Annotated in this window: 17 protein-coding genes; 9 read left to right on the forward strand and 8 right to left on the reverse strand. The window is 33.4% G+C overall.

Annotation, left to right across the window (positions count from 1 at the left end; all coding sequences use genetic code 11):
* Window positions 1–2: 2 nt before the first annotated feature.
* On the reverse strand, window positions 3–2,540 hold the full coding sequence (locus tag DMB91_RS05970) for a site-specific DNA-methyltransferase (protein WP_034903191.1): 2,538 nt from the start codon (window positions 2,538–2,540) through the stop codon (window positions 3–5).
* Window positions 2,541–2,741: 201 nt separating this feature from the next.
* On the opposite strand from DMB91_RS05970, the gene DMB91_RS05975 reads away from it, so the two are divergent.
* On the forward strand, window positions 2,742–2,945 hold the full coding sequence (locus DMB91_RS05975; RefSeq protein ID WP_034903188.1) for a heavy-metal-associated domain-containing protein: 204 nt from the start codon (window positions 2,742–2,744) through the stop codon (window positions 2,943–2,945).
* A 5-nt stretch (window positions 2,946–2,950) separates the two neighbouring features.
* Window positions 2,951–5,071 (forward strand): heavy metal translocating P-type ATPase, encoded by a 2,121-nt coding sequence (locus tag DMB91_RS05980; RefSeq protein ID WP_034903185.1) that lies wholly within the window; start codon window positions 2,951–2,953, stop codon window positions 5,069–5,071.
* Here DMB91_RS05980 and DMB91_RS05985 read toward each other — a convergent pair whose 3' ends face one another.
* Both DMB91_RS05985 and rho read right to left on the reverse strand, forming a co-directional pair.
* On the reverse strand, window positions 5,072–6,625 hold the full coding sequence (locus DMB91_RS05985) for a DNA polymerase III subunit gamma/tau (RefSeq protein WP_034903182.1): 1,554 nt from the start codon (window positions 6,623–6,625) through the stop codon (window positions 5,072–5,074).
* 24 nt (window positions 6,626–6,649) lie between these two features.
* Complete coding sequence (gene rho / locus DMB91_RS05990; protein WP_034903178.1) at window positions 6,650–7,942, reverse strand: transcription termination factor Rho; 1,293 nt, start codon at window positions 7,940–7,942, stop codon at window positions 6,650–6,652.
* A 187-nt stretch (window positions 7,943–8,129) separates the two neighbouring features.
* Between rho and DMB91_RS05995 the strand changes: the two genes are divergently transcribed.
* Both DMB91_RS05995 and ccoS read left to right on the forward strand, forming a co-directional pair.
* On the forward strand, window positions 8,130–10,487 hold the full coding sequence (locus tag DMB91_RS05995; RefSeq protein ID WP_034903514.1) for a heavy metal translocating P-type ATPase: 2,358 nt from the start codon (window positions 8,130–8,132) through the stop codon (window positions 10,485–10,487).
* On the forward strand, window positions 10,484–10,705 hold the full coding sequence (gene ccoS / locus DMB91_RS06000) for a cbb3-type cytochrome oxidase assembly protein CcoS (RefSeq protein WP_034903174.1): 222 nt from the start codon (window positions 10,484–10,486) through the stop codon (window positions 10,703–10,705). Before DMB91_RS05995 ends, ccoS begins: the two co-directional genes overlap by 4 nt.
* A gap of 133 nt (window positions 10,706–10,838) precedes the next feature.
* On the opposite strand, the gene map is transcribed toward ccoS, so the two are convergent.
* The 3 genes from map to DMB91_RS06015 are packed head-to-tail and all read right to left on the reverse strand — an operon-like array spanning window position 10,839 to window position 12,587.
* Complete coding sequence (map, locus tag DMB91_RS06005; RefSeq protein WP_034903172.1) at window positions 10,839–11,597, reverse strand: type I methionyl aminopeptidase; 759 nt, start codon at window positions 11,595–11,597, stop codon at window positions 10,839–10,841.
* Window positions 11,598–11,600: 3 nt separating this feature from the next.
* Window positions 11,601–12,107 carry an NAD(P)H-dependent oxidoreductase gene (locus DMB91_RS06010; protein ID WP_052043156.1) on the reverse strand — a complete coding sequence of 169 codons (507 nt, stop codon included), beginning with the start codon at window positions 12,105–12,107 and terminating at the stop codon, window positions 11,601–11,603.
* Between the two features lie 48 nt (window positions 12,108–12,155).
* Complete coding sequence (locus tag DMB91_RS06015; protein ID WP_034903170.1) at window positions 12,156–12,587, reverse strand: hypothetical protein; 432 nt, start codon at window positions 12,585–12,587, stop codon at window positions 12,156–12,158.
* Between the two features lie 88 nt (window positions 12,588–12,675).
* On the opposite strand from DMB91_RS06015, the gene DMB91_RS06020 reads away from it, so the two are divergent.
* Window positions 12,676–13,038, forward strand: coding sequence for an HIT family protein (locus DMB91_RS06020; RefSeq protein WP_034903168.1), 363 nt, complete (start codon window positions 12,676–12,678; stop codon window positions 13,036–13,038).
* 74 nt (window positions 13,039–13,112) lie between these two features.
* A complete protein-coding gene (locus DMB91_RS06025; protein ID WP_034903165.1) occupies window positions 13,113–13,673 on the forward strand; it encodes a YceI family protein in 561 nt (186 codons plus the stop codon).
* A gap of 32 nt (window positions 13,674–13,705) precedes the next feature.
* On the opposite strand, the gene DMB91_RS06030 is transcribed toward DMB91_RS06025, so the two are convergent.
* The gene (locus DMB91_RS06030; protein ID WP_052043155.1) at window positions 13,706–14,644 is read right to left on the reverse strand and encodes a hypothetical protein; all 939 of its coding nucleotides are present in this window, start codon (window positions 14,642–14,644) and stop codon (window positions 13,706–13,708) included.
* A gap of 256 nt (window positions 14,645–14,900) precedes the next feature.
* Between DMB91_RS06030 and DMB91_RS06035 the strand changes: the two genes are divergently transcribed.
* From DMB91_RS06035 to DMB91_RS06045, 3 genes are all read left to right on the forward strand, one after another.
* Window positions 14,901–16,475, forward strand: coding sequence for an ABC-F family ATP-binding cassette domain-containing protein (locus tag DMB91_RS06035; RefSeq protein WP_034903162.1), 1,575 nt, complete (start codon window positions 14,901–14,903; stop codon window positions 16,473–16,475).
* The gene (locus DMB91_RS06040) at window positions 16,475–16,807 is read left to right on the forward strand and encodes a hypothetical protein (protein WP_034903155.1); all 333 of its coding nucleotides are present in this window, start codon (window positions 16,475–16,477) and stop codon (window positions 16,805–16,807) included. Before DMB91_RS06035 ends, DMB91_RS06040 begins: the two co-directional genes overlap by 1 nt.
* A 79-nt stretch (window positions 16,808–16,886) precedes the next feature.
* Window positions 16,887–17,231: a hypothetical protein gene (locus DMB91_RS06045; protein ID WP_034903152.1), complete on the forward strand. Its 345-nt coding sequence runs from the start codon at window positions 16,887–16,889 to the stop codon at window positions 17,229–17,231.
* Between the two features lie 273 nt (window positions 17,232–17,504).
* Here the strand turns inward: DMB91_RS06045 and DMB91_RS06050 are convergent, their stop codons facing one another.
* Window positions 17,505–18,101 carry an IMPACT family protein gene (locus tag DMB91_RS06050; RefSeq protein WP_034903147.1) on the reverse strand — a complete coding sequence of 199 codons (597 nt, stop codon included), beginning with the start codon at window positions 18,099–18,101 and terminating at the stop codon, window positions 17,505–17,507.
* Window positions 18,102–18,416: the final 315 nt, after the last annotated feature.

The following is an 18,416-nucleotide window of genomic DNA, read 5'->3' on the forward strand; positions in this document are numbered from 1 at the left end:
TCCTACTCCCACCATATTAGATTCTTAAGTTTTGGATATTTGGCTAAGTCTAGCGAATCTAGGCTTAGAATCTCGCCATTGTCAAACTCACAGGATTCTATACCTTTGGAATCTAAAAATAATCTTTTGATTTTCCAACACATAAGATTTGCCATAGTGTGAAAAATATCAAAGCCCTCTCTATACTCTGTGCTCATATCTAGGCTCACAATCTCACCCTTATGTAGCCTATCAATGAGTTTGCGGGATTTGCGGTAGTCAAGTATTGCTTTGGCTTTTGCATAGTCTTTGCCTTTATAGTTGTTTTTATTCTCTGCCTTTTTTGCTTCTTTGCAATCTAACACATATTCACAATTTGCCAAAGCCTCTTCATAGGATTCTAATTCATAGTAGCGAAATGCTCCGCCACCTTGATAATTGCATTCTTTGCTAATCCCGCTTGCAAATCCTGCAATGACTTTCTTAAGGCGAGGAATGATGACATTATAAAAATGCTCTCCCATTTCAACACCTAGCCATTTACGCCCGAGTTTTTGTGCTACTGCTAAGGTTGTGCCACTTCCTGCAAAAAAATCTAAAATGGTAGAATTTTCATTGCTACTTGCTTTAATAATCCTTTGAAGTAGTGCTTCGGGTTTTTGAGTAAATTGCCCATCAATTTTTTCCATAGCTTGTGAATTTATCGGGAATATATCATCCCATAAACATTGAACATATTTTCCTTTCCATTCATCAAGATATTGTTTTCTCATGAGTCTTTTACTTTTATCATCTGGAAACCAAATTCTGCCTTCAGAATCAAATTTTTTCATCGTTTCCAAAGACAAAGCCCAACCCTTTTTTGGTGGTTTATACCCTTTGTATTCATAAATCAATGTAGGGCTATAACTTGGACTTCCTAAATCTCCTAATTTATAGATTCTTCCGTCAGAATCCTTGTAGATATATCGTTCTTTAATATATTCATCTGTATTATATTTTGTATATTGTGGATTAAAAATATAATTTTCTGGATTTTTAACATAATAAAAGATTACATCAATATTTGCCCCGAATGAAGCACTTTGATTTACTAATCCTTGTCTTCTTTTCCAAAAAATTTCATTAACAAAAGAATCGTCCCCAAATATATTATCAAGCAACAATCGCCCTTTACTATCAGCATTAAAATCTAATTGCAACCAAAAAGAACCATTTGGATTCAGCAATTTCCTTGCTAACTCTAAACGATTTTCCATTAAAGAAAGCCAAGTGCTATCTTGAAATTTATCTTTATACTCAAAGTCGCTTCCTGTGTTAAATGGCGGATCAATATAAATTAAATCTACCTTGCCTTGATATTTTGGCATTAGAGTATTAAGAGCTTGAAAATTATCAGCCTTTATAAGCTCACCATTAAGGATAGATTCTAAATCTTCAAAGGCATTTAAAATCTTATATTTTGTCTCTTTACTCAAATGCTTTGTATCAATGGATAAATAGCGGTATTTGTCATTTGTTATAAAGTCTTCTTTTTTAAAGCTTTCGTCAATGAGACTGAGTTCTTGCCATTCTTTGATTTGAGATTCAAAGCCTTTGTCGCTGAAAATAGAATCTATAAGAGAATTTTGAGATTTTGCTTTCTTGATAATATCAATACTCAAAACATACTCTACTTTTTTAGCAAATTTAGGTTTTAATAATATACTTTTTAGCTCATCTTCAAAATCAGCGATTAAGTCTATAGTCAATCTTGCCGCGTCTTTGATTTTTGTAATTTTTGCTAGGGTCTCTTGTGTAAAATCGCTTAATTTATCATCTTTATGTAAGTAAGAAAAAAGCCACAAATCAAACTGCTCGTTTAAAAACTCACGTGCATTTTTATGGATAAAAAAATCCACTTCATTTTGCCTTTTATAGCTTGAAAAGTCCTTTTTTAAAGCTTCTTCATCAAGTTTATAGGGCTTAATTGCCTTTAAAAAATCCTCGCTAAATTCACTTGAGTTTTGCTTGAAAACATTGCTAAGATCCTCAAAAAGTTCTTTTTGATTGCTTACTTTTATCTTTATTTGTAAATCCTGCTCCTCTTGTTCAATACTCTTTATTTTAAAAAATATCTTATTTTTTGTATTATCAGCATTTTGTTTAAACTCGCTTGCATCAAAGCTAAGTATATAATTTTCGCCCTCAAACACCATATCCTTATACAATGTATCAGACTTGACATAATACAAATCTTGAGTTTTATAAAATAAGCTTGTATCGCTAGAATTGCTATAAACTCTAGCGTAAATATTTTTATAAATAGGAGTGTCATTAAAAAATGGCGTGCCTGTTTCATTAAGATAAGTATCAAAAAAGGTATAAAGCTTGTTGTAAATATCTTGGTTTTCATAAGTGTCTGCACCTATGAAATTTTCTAGTTTTGATTTTAAATGTTTAAAATACTTTGCCTTAATTTCAAGCAAATTTGTAAAGCCGCTTTTATCTTTTATATCTTTGATTTTTGAGCCAAGATAAGAGCTTTCTAATCTTGAGTAAAATTCTAACTTGTAATTCATTTTCTACCTTGCAAATTTATCTAAAAATTATAACTCAATTTTACTTAATCTTTTATTCTTTTATTGTTCTAAGCTTGACAAATTTTAGCCCGCTAGATATAGCTTGCATTATCTTAGCTGTCGTGCTTTTAAATATTTAATTAAGCTTTTTTTTATCTTAAAAAGGATAAAATTCATCAACTTTATACCAAAGGAAAATTTATGAAAACATTTCAAGTTGCTAATGTTAAATGTCAAAATTGTGTAAATTTAATCAAAAACGCCCTTGAAGATGAATTTGGCAGTATAGAAATCAATCTTAACACAGAGCCAAAAACTTTAAGTATAAACTTAAGCGATGAAAGACTGGCAGAATTTAAACAAGCCCTTAAAGAGCTTAATTTTAACATTTTAAAAGAGCTTTAAACTTTATGCAAGAATTACATTTAAAAATTGGCAAAATGACTTGCACAAACTGCTCAAATGCGATTGAGCGTATATGTTCTAAAATACAAGGTGTTGAAAAGGTAAGTGTTTCATATCTTAACGCAAGTGGGATTTTTTTACTTTCAAGCAAGGAAGCAAGGGCAAAAATTCAGCAAAAAATCAAAGATTTAGGCTATGAAGTGTTACAAAATGATGAGGATATATATGAGTTTAAACTCAAAGAGCTCCAAAAGCTTAAATTCAACCTCATCTTAAGTGTGATAATAAGCGCTTTGGCTATGCTTTTAATGATGAGTTTTCATGGGATTTTAAGCGAGCTTTTGCAGATGATTTTGGGACTTTTTGGGGTGTTTTATTGCGGACGCGGATTTTTTGTGCATGCGTTTAAGGGTTTAAAAAATCTAGCTCTTGATATGAATACCCTTGTGAGTTTGGGTTCTTTGAGTGCTGTGATTTACTCATTTTTAGCTTTTTTGGGTATTTTTGAAACACATTTATATTTTGCTGAAGCAAGTATGATTATAAGTTTTGTGCTTTTAGGCAAATTCTTAGAAGAAAATGCTAAATTTAAGGCAAATAGCACTCAAAAAGGGCTTGAAAATTTTGAGGTAAAAACTGCGAGATTAGTGCAAAAAGATGGCTCTTTTACTCTTGTAAATCCTTCGTTTTTACAAGTAAATGATGAGGTGCTTGTTAAAGAAGGTGAGAGCATTAGCGTTGATGGTGTGGTGCTTGAGGGTAAGGCTGAAGTGGATATGAGTGTGATAAGCGGAGAGTTTATGCCCTTACTCAAACAAAAAGGAGATAGTGTAGAGGCTGGTGGGCTAGTAGTAAGTGGTTTGTTGCGTATAAGGGCGAGTAAAAAGGCTATGGATAGCAATCTTGAGCATATTAAAAATCTCATCTTTCAAGCAAGCAATGCCAAAATGCCTATAACCTTGCTTGTTGATAAGCTTTCAGCGTATTTTGTGGGAACGATTTTAATACTTGCTCTTATCACTTTTATAGCTTGGTGGTTTATAGCTGGTTTAAATGAAGCTTTTTTGCATTCAAGTGCGCTTTTGCTTGTCTCTTGCCCTTGTGCTTTAGGGCTTGCAACACCAATTGCTTTAGTTTTGGCTATACATAATGCTTCAAAACATCATATCCTTATCAAAAATCCTAGTGCTATAGAGCTTTTGCGAAAGATAAAAGAGGGGATTTTTGATAAAACAGGCACTTTAAGTGAGGAAAAACTAAGCATTTATGCACATAATTTAAGCAAAGAAAACTTTGAATTACTCAGCAAACTTGAATATTTTAGCACTCATCCTATAGCCAATGCGATAAAATCAAACGATGAAGCTCAAGTTACACATATCAATAAAGACAAACTTGAGTTTTTCACTGCTCGTGGGCTTTTATATACAGATGAAAAGGATGTATTTTTAGCTGGAAATGAGACTTTTTTAAAAGAAAAAGGCGTGATGATTTCTCAAGAACAGCACAATTTCGTGCTTGAAAATGCTAAATTTGCTCCTATTGTAGTGTATTTTGCTAAAAATAAAACTTGTCTTGGGTGCGTATGCTTGCAAAATGAGTTACGAAAAGAAGCATATACACTCATTGCTTCACTGAAGGCTTTGGGTATAAAAAGCCTTATTTTAAGTGGGGATAATGAAAAAAGCGTAAAAAGTGTAGCTCAAAAACTTGATATTAAAGAATATTATGCGAATTTAAAGCCTGAAGATAAGCTTGAGTTTATTAAAAAAAGGCGTGATGCTTTTTTTGTGGGAGATGGAGTCAATGATGCAGCGAGCTTAAGGCTTGCAACTGTGAGCTTTGCTTTAAATGCTGGCTCAAATTTGGCTAAAGAAAATGGGGATTTTATCTTGATAAAAGATGATTTGATAGGGATTGATTATGCTTTAAAGCTTTCTAAAAAAACCTTTAGCATTATCAGGCTTAATCTTTTTTGGGCTTGTATTTATAACGCCCTTTGCATACCCCTTGCTGCTGGGCTTGTGCCAGGTATTAGTCTTAGTCCTCATATCGCTGCTCTTGCTATGTGCTTTTCTTCTTTGTGTGTGGTGATGAATTCTTTACGGCTTAAAAAGGATATCTAATCACTCTTTTGTAGGTTCGCCAAAACACTCATCAAGTGCAGCTTTTGCTTCAGCTTGATGATCATAAGTCCTTGCTCCTTGTCTTAAGCTTGCAAACTCAGCTTTTAAATCCTTTTGTATTTCATTCATATTTTTTTTTTCGTTTGAAACGGGTTTTTGTAAATCTTGAAGCTTGCTCTCATCAATTTGCATAGCTTTTTGCACACTTAAACTCGCATTTAAAAGCTTTAAGGCAAGCTCTTGAATGAGTTTAAAGCCACGATTTAAAATACCTTTATCTTCTTCTTTAGCATGAGAACTTATGCTTAAAATGCCGTTTTCAAAGCTTATAAAGGCTGTGGAACGCTCAAAACATTGTCCTAGAGTATAATCCCTATCATAAATTGCTTCAAGCAAGCATTCATAAGGGCTTTTCTTTTCTTTTATGCTTTGAGAGCTTAGCACATTAAAGCTCATCTTTTGAACACTTACAGGCTTTTCTTCATTTTGTGCTACTTGAGCCTTGCTTAAGTTTTGAATTTCTTCATCAATATTTTTAAGAGAGCTTGCTTCCATAAGCATAAAAGCCATAACACAAAGCACAAAAGCATCATCATCGCAGTGAGTAAGCATAGTTTTTGCTCTTGAAAGTATCCTAAAAAAACGTTCATAAATAAGCAAAGAAAATTCCTCGCTCTTAGCAAAAAAACTTTCTTTAAGATAAAAAATCATCTCATCTATAACATTGCTCGCTTCATAATCTTGCAAACTTTTTAAAAACTCAAGCACCTTTTCTTTATTTTTTTGTAAAATAAACGCATAAAACTCACCTACCTTTTGAGGGTCTAAAAAGCCAAGCATTTCAGCGATTTTAAGGCTGGTAAGCTCATTTTCACAAAAGATAATGGCTTGATCTAAAAGTGTAAGTGTATCCCTTAAAGAACCCTGCCCGCTTCTTGCGACAAGTTTTAAGGCTTCATTTTCAAATTTTACGCCTTCTAAATTTAAGATATGTTCTAAATGTTTTAAAATCTCACTTTGAGGAATTTGCTTAAAACGAAAATGCTGAGTGCGAGAAAGCACGGTAGCAGGTAGCTTTAAAGGATCAGTGGTTGCCAGTATAAACTTAACATAACGAGGTGGTTCTTCAAGGGTTTTTAAAAGAGCATTTGCAGCTTGAGGCGTAAGCATATGCACTTCATCAATAATGAAGATCTTAAATCTTGCCATAGAAGGAGCGTATTTGGTTTGCTCGATAAGCTCTTGAATATCTTCTAAGCCTCTATGAGAAGCTGCGTCCATCTCGATAATATCTATATGCTTGCCCTCAAGTGCTGCTAGGCAATGCTTACACTCCCCACAAGGCGTGGCACTTGGTCCTTTTTCGCACACCAAAGCACGTGAAAAAATCCTTGCGCTTGAAGTTTTTCCACTCCCACGAAGCCCTGAAAAAAGATAAGCATGAGCTAAACGTTGGTGATTTAAAGCGTATTTTAAACTTGTGCTAATAGTGCTTTGTCCGATGAGTTCATCAAAGGTTTTAGGGCGGTATTTAATAGCAAGGGCTTGAAGCATTGTTACTCTCTTTGAATTTTAAACTTATTCGTTCATAATGGATAAAAGTTCAACATTGTCTTTGGTTTTTAGCATTTTTGAGTATAAAAATTTCAAAGCTTCTACATCATCCATTTGAGAAATAGCTGAACGTATAGCCCAAATTTTTTGTAAATCACCCGGATTTTGTAAAAGCTCTTCTTTTCTTGTGCCTGATTTGATGATATTAATAGCTGGATAGATACGGCGATCTGAAATATTGCGATCAAGCACGATTTCGCTATTTCCTGTGCCTTTAAACTCTTCAAAGATCACATCGTCCATTCTTGAGCCTGTATCAATTAAAGCTGTTGCGACTATGGTTAAGGAGCCACCATTTTCTATATTTCTTGCTGCTCCAAAGAATCTTTTTGGCTTATGCAAGGCATTGGCATCAACGCCCCCGCTTAAAACCTTGCCAGAACTTGGCGTAGCGGTATTATACGCCCTTGCAAGCCTTGTTATACTATCAAGCAAGATAATGACATCTTGTCCCATTTCTACCATTCTTTTTGCTTTTTCTATGACAAGTTCAGCCACACGTACATGGTTATAAGCTGGCAGATCAAAGGTCGAGCTAAACACCTCTCCTTTAACACAACGTTGCATATCAGTAACTTCTTCTGGACGCTCATCGACTAAAAGCACGATGAGTTGCATTTCTGGGTGATTTCTAGCTATGGCAGCAGCTAACTCTTTCATCAGTTCAGTTTTACCGGTGCGAGGAGGTGCTACTATAAGCCCTCTTTGTCCCTTGCCAATAGGCGTAAAAAGATCAAGCACACGTCCTGTGAGCTTAGTGGCTTCATACTCAAGTTTAATCTTTTCAGTTGGAAAGATAGGAGTAAGATTATCAAAAAGTGGTCTTTCTCTTGCTTCTTGCAAAGGCATATAATTAATGGCTTCAATTTTAAGCAAGGCATAGTATTTTTCTTGTTCCTTTGGCTCTCTAACCTGTCCTGTGACGATGTCTCCTACCCTTAAAGCAAATTTGCGAATTTGAGAGTTTGAAACATAAGCATCATTTACACTATCGCTTAAATTTGCGTCCATTCCACGCAAAAAGCCATAGCCTTCATTTGAAATTTCTAAAATCCCTGTAAAAAGTATAAAGCCACCTGCTTTTGTTTGAGCTTTAAGTATCTCAAAGATAAGCTCTTGACGACGCAGTTCTCTTGGATTTTCAATACTGAGTTCATTAGCGATTTTAACGAGACTTTCTAAGTCTTGCAACTTTAAATCTTCGATTTTATACCCTTCCACTGGAATGTGGGTTCTTTGTTTTTTGTTATTTTCCATAAAACCTCGTAAGTTAGATAAGTAGTTTGTTTTGCGTGTTTAAGCTTAAATTCATTTGTAATTATAAGCAGTTTTACTTAAAAAAAAGCTAAATTTGCATTTTTTATACCTAAGCCTTTTTTTAAGCAAATATGCTACAATTAAAATTTTAAATTCGCAAAAGAAAGTAATAAAACAAAGAAAAAGTATGAAATGCACACATTGCAGGCTTGAATTTAATAAAGCACAAATGCTCGAAAAAAACGGACATTTTTTTTGTTGTAAGGGTTGTGAAAGTGTGTTTGAGATACTAGAAAATAAAGGCTTAACAAGCTTTTATGAAAAACTTGGCACACAAAGCCTTGAGCCAGCAAAGCTAGAAGAAATAAGCAATTATGATAGTTTTGTGCGTCAGAACAAAGACGGCTTCAGTGAAATTCATCTCATCATCTCAAAAATTCATTGTGCAGCATGTATTTGGCTCAATGAAAAAATTCTCATTAGCGAAGAAGGTATTATCGAAGTGCAAATCAGCCCCTTAACGCATAAAGCATACATAGTTTTTGATGAAAATATAATCTGCTTAAAGCAAATTCTAAGTCTCATTCAAAGTATAGGCTACACAGCAATTGCATATGATCCTTTAAAAGCTGAATCAAAAGCTGTAGCTTTAAAAAGGGAATTTTACTCAAAACTCATCGTTGCCATAGCTTGCGTAATGAATATCATGTGGATAAGTATAGCAAAATACGCCGGCTTTTTTAGTGGCATGGATGAAGAGACAAAAGATATTTTAAATTTTGCTGAGTTTGTTTTGGCAAGTCCAGTGCTATTTTACACCGGCTCAAGCTTCTATCAAGCCGCTTTTTATGCTTTAAAAAATAAAATCATTACTATGGACTTGCTTGTCATTAGCGGTTCAAGCTTGGCGTATGTGTATTCGCTTTGGGCGATGTTTTCAAGGGCTGGGGAGGTGTATTTTGATTCAGTAGCGATGATTATTTGCTTTGTTTTTGTGGGAAAATACCTTGAAGTGCTGATGAAAAAAAATGCAAACGATACAATGGACGGCTTAAATGAGTTTTTAAAAGCGGAAATTTTAGTATTTGACGGCGAAAAATTCACAGCAAAAGATCCTTATGCGGTGCAAATTGGCGATATTATTAGCCTTAAAACAGGCGATAAAATCATCATTGATGGAATTTGTACAAAAGGTGAAGCAAGCATAGATAGCTCGAGTTTAAGTGGGGAAAATGAACCCATTTTTATCAATAAAGGCAAAGAGCTTTATTCAGCTTGTATAGTCATAGACGGAAGCTTAGAATACAAGGCTAGCAAGCTTTATAAAGACTCAAAACTCAGCCAAATCATCTCTTTGCTCGAACTATCTCAAAACAAAAAGCCAAAAATTCAAAGCCTAAGCGAAAAAATCGGTATGTATTTTTCAAGAATTATGCTTGTTTTGGCTTTGCTTTGTTTTATGCTGTGGTTTTTCGTGCTTCAAAGCTCATTTGAACTTGCCTTAATCACGAGCATTTCAGTTTTAATCATCGCTTGTCCTTGTGCCTTAGCTCTTGCAACGCCTATTAGCAATATTATCGCTTTATTTAAGGCTTTACAATTTAAAATTTTGTTTAAAAACTCAAGTGTAATTGAAGATCTTAGCAAATGCAATCAAGTTGTATTTGATAAAACTGGGGTTTTAACCTCTGCAAAACTTGAAGTTTCGCGTTTTGAGCAAAACAAAAACTTAAATTTAAATGAACTTTTAAGCTTTATCAGCCTTTCAAAGCACCCTGTATCTGCAAGTTTAGCTGAGTTTTTGCTCAAAAAGGGGGCAAAAGATGAAAATTTAAATTTCAACGATTTTAAAGAACTTAGAGCAAAGGGCTTAAGTGCGAGCTTGAACGGAAATTTTTTACTTGGTGGAAATGCATATTTTTTAAAAGAAAAAGGCTTAGAAGTGACATATAACTTTGAAAATTCACATTTTATTTATGCAAAAAATGATGAAATTCTTGCTTTTTTTGAATTTAAAAGTGTGCTAAAAAAAGGAGCAAAGGAGCTGGTTGATTACTTAAGAGAAAATCAAATTCCTATAATGATGCTTACTGGAGACAATGAAAAAGCCGCAGCAAAAATAGCCGAAGAACTTAATATAAAGGATTTTAAAGCCTCTTGCCTGCCACAAACAAAAATGCAAATCGTGCAAGAACTCAATAAAAAATACAAAGTTTTAATGGTAGGCGATGGTATAAATGATGCTTTAGCTTTAAAAAATGCAGCTGTTGGTATAAGCTTAAAACAAGGCTCTGATCTGGCAAATGAAACGAGTGATGTGATTATGCTAAATGATGACTTAACAAGTCTTAAAAACGTTCTTAAGCTTTCTAAAAAAACCTTTGTTATCATCAAACAAAACCTTGCTTTTTCCTTGCTTTATAATGCTTTAACTATACCGCTAGCTTTTTTGGGACTGATTAATCCACTCATCGCTGCTCTTTCAATGTCTGCAAGCAGTATAGTCGTAGTGCTTAATGCTTTGCGTATAAAGGGGCTTAAATGAATGGTGTGATTATGATGATGATAGCAGTGTCGATTTTTGTCTTTTTTATCGCTTTAACTGCATTTTTATGGGGGATTAAAAACAAACAATTTGATGATGAGTATAAATTTACAAGCTTAAATGATAGCGAAGAAGCTTTACATGATGCGATCAAGCTTGAAGAGCGAAAAAAAGAAGCTTTAAAACGCAAAAAAATTCAAAACGAGGAAAAAACATAAAAATAAAATTTCAAAAGTATCACAAAAATCTAAAAGATATAAAGTTTAAAATTCCTTGAATTTAATTGTATATTTTATGTGGATTGCTTCATCTTGTAAGCACAGCAGAAAAAAGCTTTTCAAGCTTTTAAAATCAAGCTTGAGAAAGTATTTCAGCCCTGCCATTAATCACAGCCAAACAATGCTCATAATGAGCTGTGTTTAAGCCATCTTTACTTGCTGCGTCCCATTTACCTTTAAGATGTGCTGGAGTGCCGTCTTTTTGACAGATCATAGGCTCTATGCAAAATACCATTGAATTTTTGATTTTTGCTCCGCTTTTGATATTTTCGCCCTTTTGGGTGTAATTTGGAATTTCAGGCTCGCCGTGTGGTTTTGAGCCTATGCCGTGTCCGCAGTATCCTAGCAAAGGCACAAAACCTCTTTTGTGAATAAAGCTTTCTATAGCCGCTGAAAGTTCCTTAAAACGCATACCCTCTTTGATGATGTCTATGGCATAATACAGCGCGTCTTTTGCACAAGCGATTAAGGCTTCATCTTGAGCAGAAATTTTGCCTATGCCTATAGTTCTAGCTGCATCGCCATAAAAGCCATCTTTAAAAGTGCCTACATCAAGCCCGAGTATATCGCCTTCTTTGATCTTAGTATCATCTGGTGTGCCATGAATACAGACTTGATTTAAAGAAGTGCAAATAGCTCCTTCAAAGCCATAAAGTCCCTTAAAACTCGGTTTTGCTCCCTTTGAGAGTATGAATTTTTCTGCCATATCGCTGATCTCTTTTAAGCTCATACCAACTTGAATTTCTTTTTCAAGATAGTCTAAGGTTTGAGCTACGATTTGATTTGCAGCTCTTAGCTTGTCAATTTCTGCTGGTTTTTTAAGTTCTATCATGTTCTAATCCAAAAAATTTTGATATGCTTTACAAAAATCATTCAATTTTTCATCACTCATAGCAAAGCTATCATCACTATGAAAAATACCTTTAAAATTAAAGCCTATATAAAGGCACATTGCTCTGAAATTATAAGTGATTTCTTCTATAGTATAGCCATTTGCTCCATCTTTTTGATAATTTTGCTTAGGGCTTCCTGTGCTGACAACTAAAGAAAAATCTTTTCCCACCAAAGCCTTACTTTCAAGCAAATCAGGCAAAAAGATCGTATCCATATAACTTTTAAGTAATGGCGGACAATTAAGCCAAAAAAGTGGGAATTGAAAGATAATATGCTTGGCTTTCACAAGAAAATCTTGCTCAAGCTTGATGTTAAATTCCTTCTTGCCCTTTTCATAAAGTGCTTCTAAATTTCTTACTTCAGCCTTATCTTGCACGGCTTTAAGCAAAGCTTTATTTACCCTTGAGTTTTCAAAATGAGTGTGCGAAAATATAATAAGATTTTTCATTTTTATCCTTTTTTTGTTGTATTATAGAGCAAAAATCTTGCCTAAAACTTATGCTACAAAGCTGAAACTACTTTGATCTTGAGCCTTATTTTGCTCTTGATATGCTAGGGCTGCTAAATTTGCACGCTGGTTTAAATTTGTTTCACTAACATTATCTAAACTTGATTTTTGCTTTAAATCAAGCTCGTCATTTGAATGATAATTTGTAGCTAAAGTGTTTTCGTTTTGATTAAAGCTTGTTGTTCGATTTGAACCATCAGCTTTGTTTTCTTGAGAATTTGTGTTTAAACTCTCATTTAAAGGTTTTTGACTAGGTTCAAACTTGACATTTAAAGAGTTGCTTTCGCTGTTTTGTTTTGTTTCGTCTTTTTCTTCTGTGGAGTTTTGGCTGTTTAAGCCTAAAGTATTCTTTTCTCCTGTCTTATTTTTGGGCGTATCATAAGAAATGCTTGATGAAAAATTCGAATACTGAATTTGCATATCCTACTCTTTTTTGATGAAATTTTGCCTATATTATAACGAAAATTTGCTACACTTGAGCTTGAATTTATCAAAGAAAGATTGAAAAATGATTTTTGAAAGCAATAATTTTTACATAGAACAAGAGCTTTCACAAATTCCTTGGCTAAAAATCTTTACCAAAGAGCCTTTTAAGGAACTAAGTGATTGTCCCTTAGCTATACAAAATGAACTTTTTGCTTTGATTTTAGAATGTGAGAAAGCCTTAAGGGATTTTTATAAACCCGAAAAAATCAACATCGCTTCATTTGCAAACTATGTCCCGCGCGTGCATTTTCATATTATGGCTCGTTTTAAAGAAGATGAGTTTTTTCCAGAGTGTATGTGGGGCAAACCTCAAAGGCAAAAAGTTACACTTGACTTACCCAAATTTTCAGATTTTACCGAGTTTTTAAAAGGCAGATTACAATAAAACAAACATTTACTTATCATTATTTTTCATCGCTTAGAATTCCAAATACAAATTTTTATCAAAAAGGATTGACAATGAAAAAATTACTTCTTTCTTCGCTCATTGTAGCTTCGTTGTTTAGCTCAGCACTAGTTGCTAAAGAATACACGCTTGATAAAATGCACACTAATGTGGGCTTTAAGATCAAACACTTGCAAATTTCAAATGTGCGTGGACATTTCACTGATTATGATGGGCTCGTTGATTATGATGCTCAAAGTGGCGAGTTTAAAAAACTTCAAGCAAAAATAAAAGTTGCTTCAGTAGATACTGATAACAAATCAAGAGACGATCATTTACAACAAGATGATTTTTTCAAAGCAAAAACTCACCCTGAAATCACTTTTGTGATGAAAAAATTTGACAAAAATAGCAAAAAAATGACAGGTACACTTAGTATAGCCGGTGTTTCAAAAGATATCACCTTAAACACTGATATAGGCGGCATTATTCAAGCTCAAGGCAAAGAAAAACTTGGCTTTTCGCTTAATGGCGTAATTAAAAGATCAGATTTTAAATTTGCTCCAAGCTCATCAACTATGCTTTTAAGCGATGAGGTTGAACTTAACATAGAAGTAGAAGCGAACGCAAAATAAGTTTTTAAGACTTAAGCTCTAAATTTTAGGGCTTAAAGCTCTTTTATCTCTCTTAAAAGCTTTTCAAATGAAACTTTTGAACTCAAACTCTTAAGTGCAAAGCTTAAAATCACCTTTTCATTTTCAAGTTTAAAACTTACTTGTGAGAAAAAAAGCTCGATTTGCTTTAGTACAAGCTCATCATTTACCACAAAAACAAAATCTTTATCAAGGCTAAAAATTTTATAATTTTTGAAATTCTTTCTTAATAATCTTGCTATAGCTTTGAGTAAAATCAAGGCATATTTTTCTTGCATAGCTTCAAGCTCATTAAAACGAAGTAAGAAAATTTTATAATTTTCAAGCCCTATAAGATAGCGTTTGAGGCTTTTTTGATTGGGTAGCTTTGTAACACGGTCAAAATACATTATTTTATAACTATGATAAAACATATACAGCACAAAAAAAAGCGAAGCAAATTCAAAAAAAGGATAGGCGTCAAGTCCAAATAAAAATTGCACAAAACTTAACACGAAAGCAAGGATCAGATAAATTTGAGCCTTTAAAACACACCATATCAAAAAAAATATAAACAAAACAAGAAAAAATACCAAACCTATATCGCTAACAAAATCAAGATTCTCAAAAAGCTTTGTGCTTAAGGCTGCATTAAAATTTGTGCTTTTGCTTAGAAAAAAACCCAAAATCAACACAAAAATCAAGATAGCAATTTTACTTAAATTTCTTTTTTCAAACACAAGATTTGAAGCTGGCAAAAGTGCAAAAAGCACAAATACAAAAGGCAAGAATAAACAAGCAAACAAATGTGCTTGATATAAGCTTGCATACACATACACAAATCGCATACAAAGTAAAGCAAGACTGACGAAAAAAATACGCGAATTTTTAAAATAAAAACTCAAAAACAAAGCAAAAAACTCAAAAACAAAACTCAACATCGCTAAAGAGTTTAAAAATAAAAGTGAAGACAAGTAAAAACCTTTGATATTAAGAAAATAATGCGAAATTATAGCCATTTTAAACTAAAATACAAATGAGTTTGTAAAAAACTCACATAAATTCAAAGCACATTCAAATATTTTTATTTTACTAAATGCAATTTAAACACTATCATTTTCTTTGATATTTACTCGCTTTTAGGTGAATATTCTTTTAATTTTTCATAATTTTCTTTACTTTAAGATAATATGATACAATCTCATTTTATTTTTAAATTCAGGAATTTTTATGGTTGAGATTAGAAATTTAAGCATGCGTTTTGCCAATCAGCTTTTATTTGAAAATGTCAATCTTACGCTTAAAAAAGGCGAAAGATATGGACTTATAGGGGCAAATGGAGCTGGAAAATCTACCTTTTTAAAAATCCTCTCAAAAGAGCTTGAGGCTAGCAGTGGTGAGATTGACATTGATGCTGGGCTTCGCGTGGGTGTTTTAAAACAAGATCAATTTGCTTTTGAAAACTACAGCATAAAAGATGCGGTAATGTGTGCCAATGATAGACTTTTCAAGGCTTTTAAAGAAAAAGAAAAGCTTTATATGAGTGAGGATTTTACAGATGCGATCAACGAGCGTTTAAGTGAGCTTGAAATCATCACAGCTGAGGAAGATCCAAATTATGATTGTGAAACGCGTTGTGAAAAGATTTTAAGTGCTTTGAAGATCAAGAATTTCAGCGATCCTATGTCAAACCTTCAAAATGCAGATAAATTTAAAGTTTTATTAGCTCAAGTGCTGTTTTTGGGTGCTGATGTGCTATTTTTAGATGAACCAACAAACAATCTTGACTTTGAAACTATAGCTTGGCTTGAAAACGAGCTTTTAAAGCACGAGGGCACACTTGTGGTTATTAGCCATGATAGGCATTTTTTAAACCGAATTTGCACGCGGATCTTAGATGTGGATTTTAAACAGATTAGAGATTTTGCTGGAAACTATGATGATTGGTATATGGCTTCTACGCTTTTGGCTAAACAAGCTGAACTTAAAAGAGATAAAGCCCTAGCTCAAAAAGAAGAGCTTGAAAGCTTTATAAGACGCTTTTCAGCAAATGCAAGCAAAGCAAAACAAGCTACAAGTAGAGCAAAAGCTTTAGCAAAAATCGAACTTGAAGAAATTCAAATCTCAACGCGTCGCGATCCAAGCATACTTTTTCGCCCTCAAAGAGAGATAGGCAATGAAGTTTTAGAGCTAAAAAACATCTCAAAAAACTATGATAAAACTCTTTTTAAGGATTTAAATCTCAAGGTAGAAAAAAATGATAAAATCGCTCTTATAGGCACAAATGGTGTAGGCAAAAGCACCTTAGCTAAAATCATCGCTTCAAAACTTAAAGCTGATAGTGGAGACATTCATTTAGGTGCAACTATAGAACTTGGGTATTTTACGCAAGATACAAGTAGTGTTATTTGTGAAAATTTGAAACTTTATGAATGGCTCATGAGTGAGAAATTCAAGGACTTTGATGAAATTCGCAAATGTTTAGGTAGAATGCTCTTTAGTGGTAGCGATCAAGAAAAACTAGCCTCAAGCTTAAGTGGAGGCGAAAAACACCGCCTAGCTCTTGCAAAACTTATGCTTGAACGCCCAAATTTCTTGCTCTTAGACGAACCTAATAACCACCTTGATCTTGAAGCGATCATCGCTTTGGGCGAGGCTTTGTTTAATTTCAAAGGTGTGGTGCTTTGTATCAGCCACGATAGAGAGCTTATCAGTGCATTTGCAAACCGCATTTGGCACTTAAAAGACGGCGAGTTGATCGATTTTCGCGGCTCGTTTGAGGAATATTTGCAAGGAGAATTTTGATGAATACCTATAAAATCAAATACGCAGCTGGTTTTGGACACTACACCCAAAATCACAAAGGCTTTGGACCTACAATCTACATTGAAGAAACCGTGCTTTACGAAAGCACGAAGGATTATTTTGACTATATGGATTTTTATCTTTCGCATTCAAAAAGCGATGATACTTATTTTCATATCTCGTTTTTAGAAGATCGCCCTCTAAGCGAGCAAGAATTAAAAACAAGAAATGCTTATCGAAAGCTAAGAGATGAACGCTGTGAAAAGGCTAAGCTTGAATTTATCGAAAATTCAGAACTTGACGCTGAATATCACCCTAAGCATGGAGATTAAGCTATAAAAATCTAAATTTTCTCCTTTTAGGAACGATTTTTGCTTATTTTAAGAGCATATTTTGAAAGGAGAAAAGACTATGCAAGCAAATTACAAAACCATAAGTTCTATGGAATTTGATGTCTTAAGCGGAACTTATAAAAAAGTTGATAAGCAAGTTGAAGACAAATCAGCTTGGCTGTTTTCTCAGCTCATCAATAGTGGCGCAGAGCAAGAGCAAAACAACTTATCAAAACTAAACACTGATATTTCAAGCTTTAACATAAGCGATCAGAGTTTTAACGATAGCTTTAATACAACACTTCAAAGCTTTCGTTTTAGGCAAAGCGAAAATGAGTTTTTAAAGACTCAAAACCCAGTCAATCAAGCACAAGACGAGCAAAAGCAAAATTTGACTGCTGATTTACTTTCTATGCTTTCTTGATTTAAAAAAGCGGGTAATGCCGAGCAAAAATAGAGTGGATTGCAAACAATGACTTGCAAAAAGCAAAACCTTTTCATTGTAAGGCTTTAAAAAAAGCCAAAGCAATCCATTCAAAAAAAATGTAAAAAATAAAAAAACACAAAAAAATATACTTTTGTATGTATTTATTATTTTGAGCAATGTATTTTTTTATGATCGATTTTCTCTATCATATGCTTCATAAAACCTGCGGTATGCAAGATAATTTACTTCTCAAGCTTTACTTAATCTTAACTAAACAAGCCACACAAAATCTTTGAATTCCAAATGGGCATTATTTTGCAAGAAAAATTGCAAACTTTTTTGCTGATTTTGACTTAAATTCAAATTTATACGCACCTTATCATCTTGAAATTCTGGATGAAATTCAAAGGCATTTTTAAGCAAAAAATGTCTTACTTTATCAAAATACTTAATCTCAAGGCTTAAAATACTACTTTTTTTAAGCTCAAACTCCACAAGCTTGGCTACAGATATAGCTTCATTTACTGCTTGAGTATAAGCACGCACAAGCCCACCTGTGCCAAGTTTTACACCGCCAAAATAGCGCACAACAATCACTGCTACATTCACAAGCTCGCTTCCTCTTAAGGTATTTAAACTTGGCAAACCCGAAGTGCCTTTTGGCTCATTATCATCACTTTTATCCTCGACAATCTGGCCCAATTCATTTAAAAATCGATACGCATAGACAAAATGAACAGCTTTGATGTGCTCTTTTTTAAGCGTTTCAAGCAAATTTTTAAATTCAAAAAAAGAGCAAAGATGGGCTATAAATTTAGACTTTTTAATCTCAATTTGAGCACTACAACTTTTTTCGATCGTTTTCATAAGGACATTATATCAAAAAGCTTTAAAATATAGTATTCAAATATGAATTTCAAAACCTCATAATCAAAAAATATTTTTCAAATAAAGACTTAGAATTTATTGATAGTAAAGAACTTCAAAAATTAGAAATTTTTAAACCAAAAGGAGCTAAGGAAAGAATTCAAAACACACTTTCATATAAACTTGGCTTAGCAATGATACAAAACTCAAAAAAAGAAAAATATAAAAAGAAATAAGAAATAACTCAAACAAATAAAAATTTAAAAGTAAGTAAAAGCAGTAAAATAACAAAGTCCGCAACAAGCTACTTTCCCC

Origin of the sequence: Campylobacter sp. MIT 97-5078, from assembly GCF_006864455.1 — a bacterium.
In the GTDB taxonomy this organism is placed as follows: Bacteria; Campylobacterota; Campylobacteria; order Campylobacterales; family Campylobacteraceae; genus Campylobacter_D.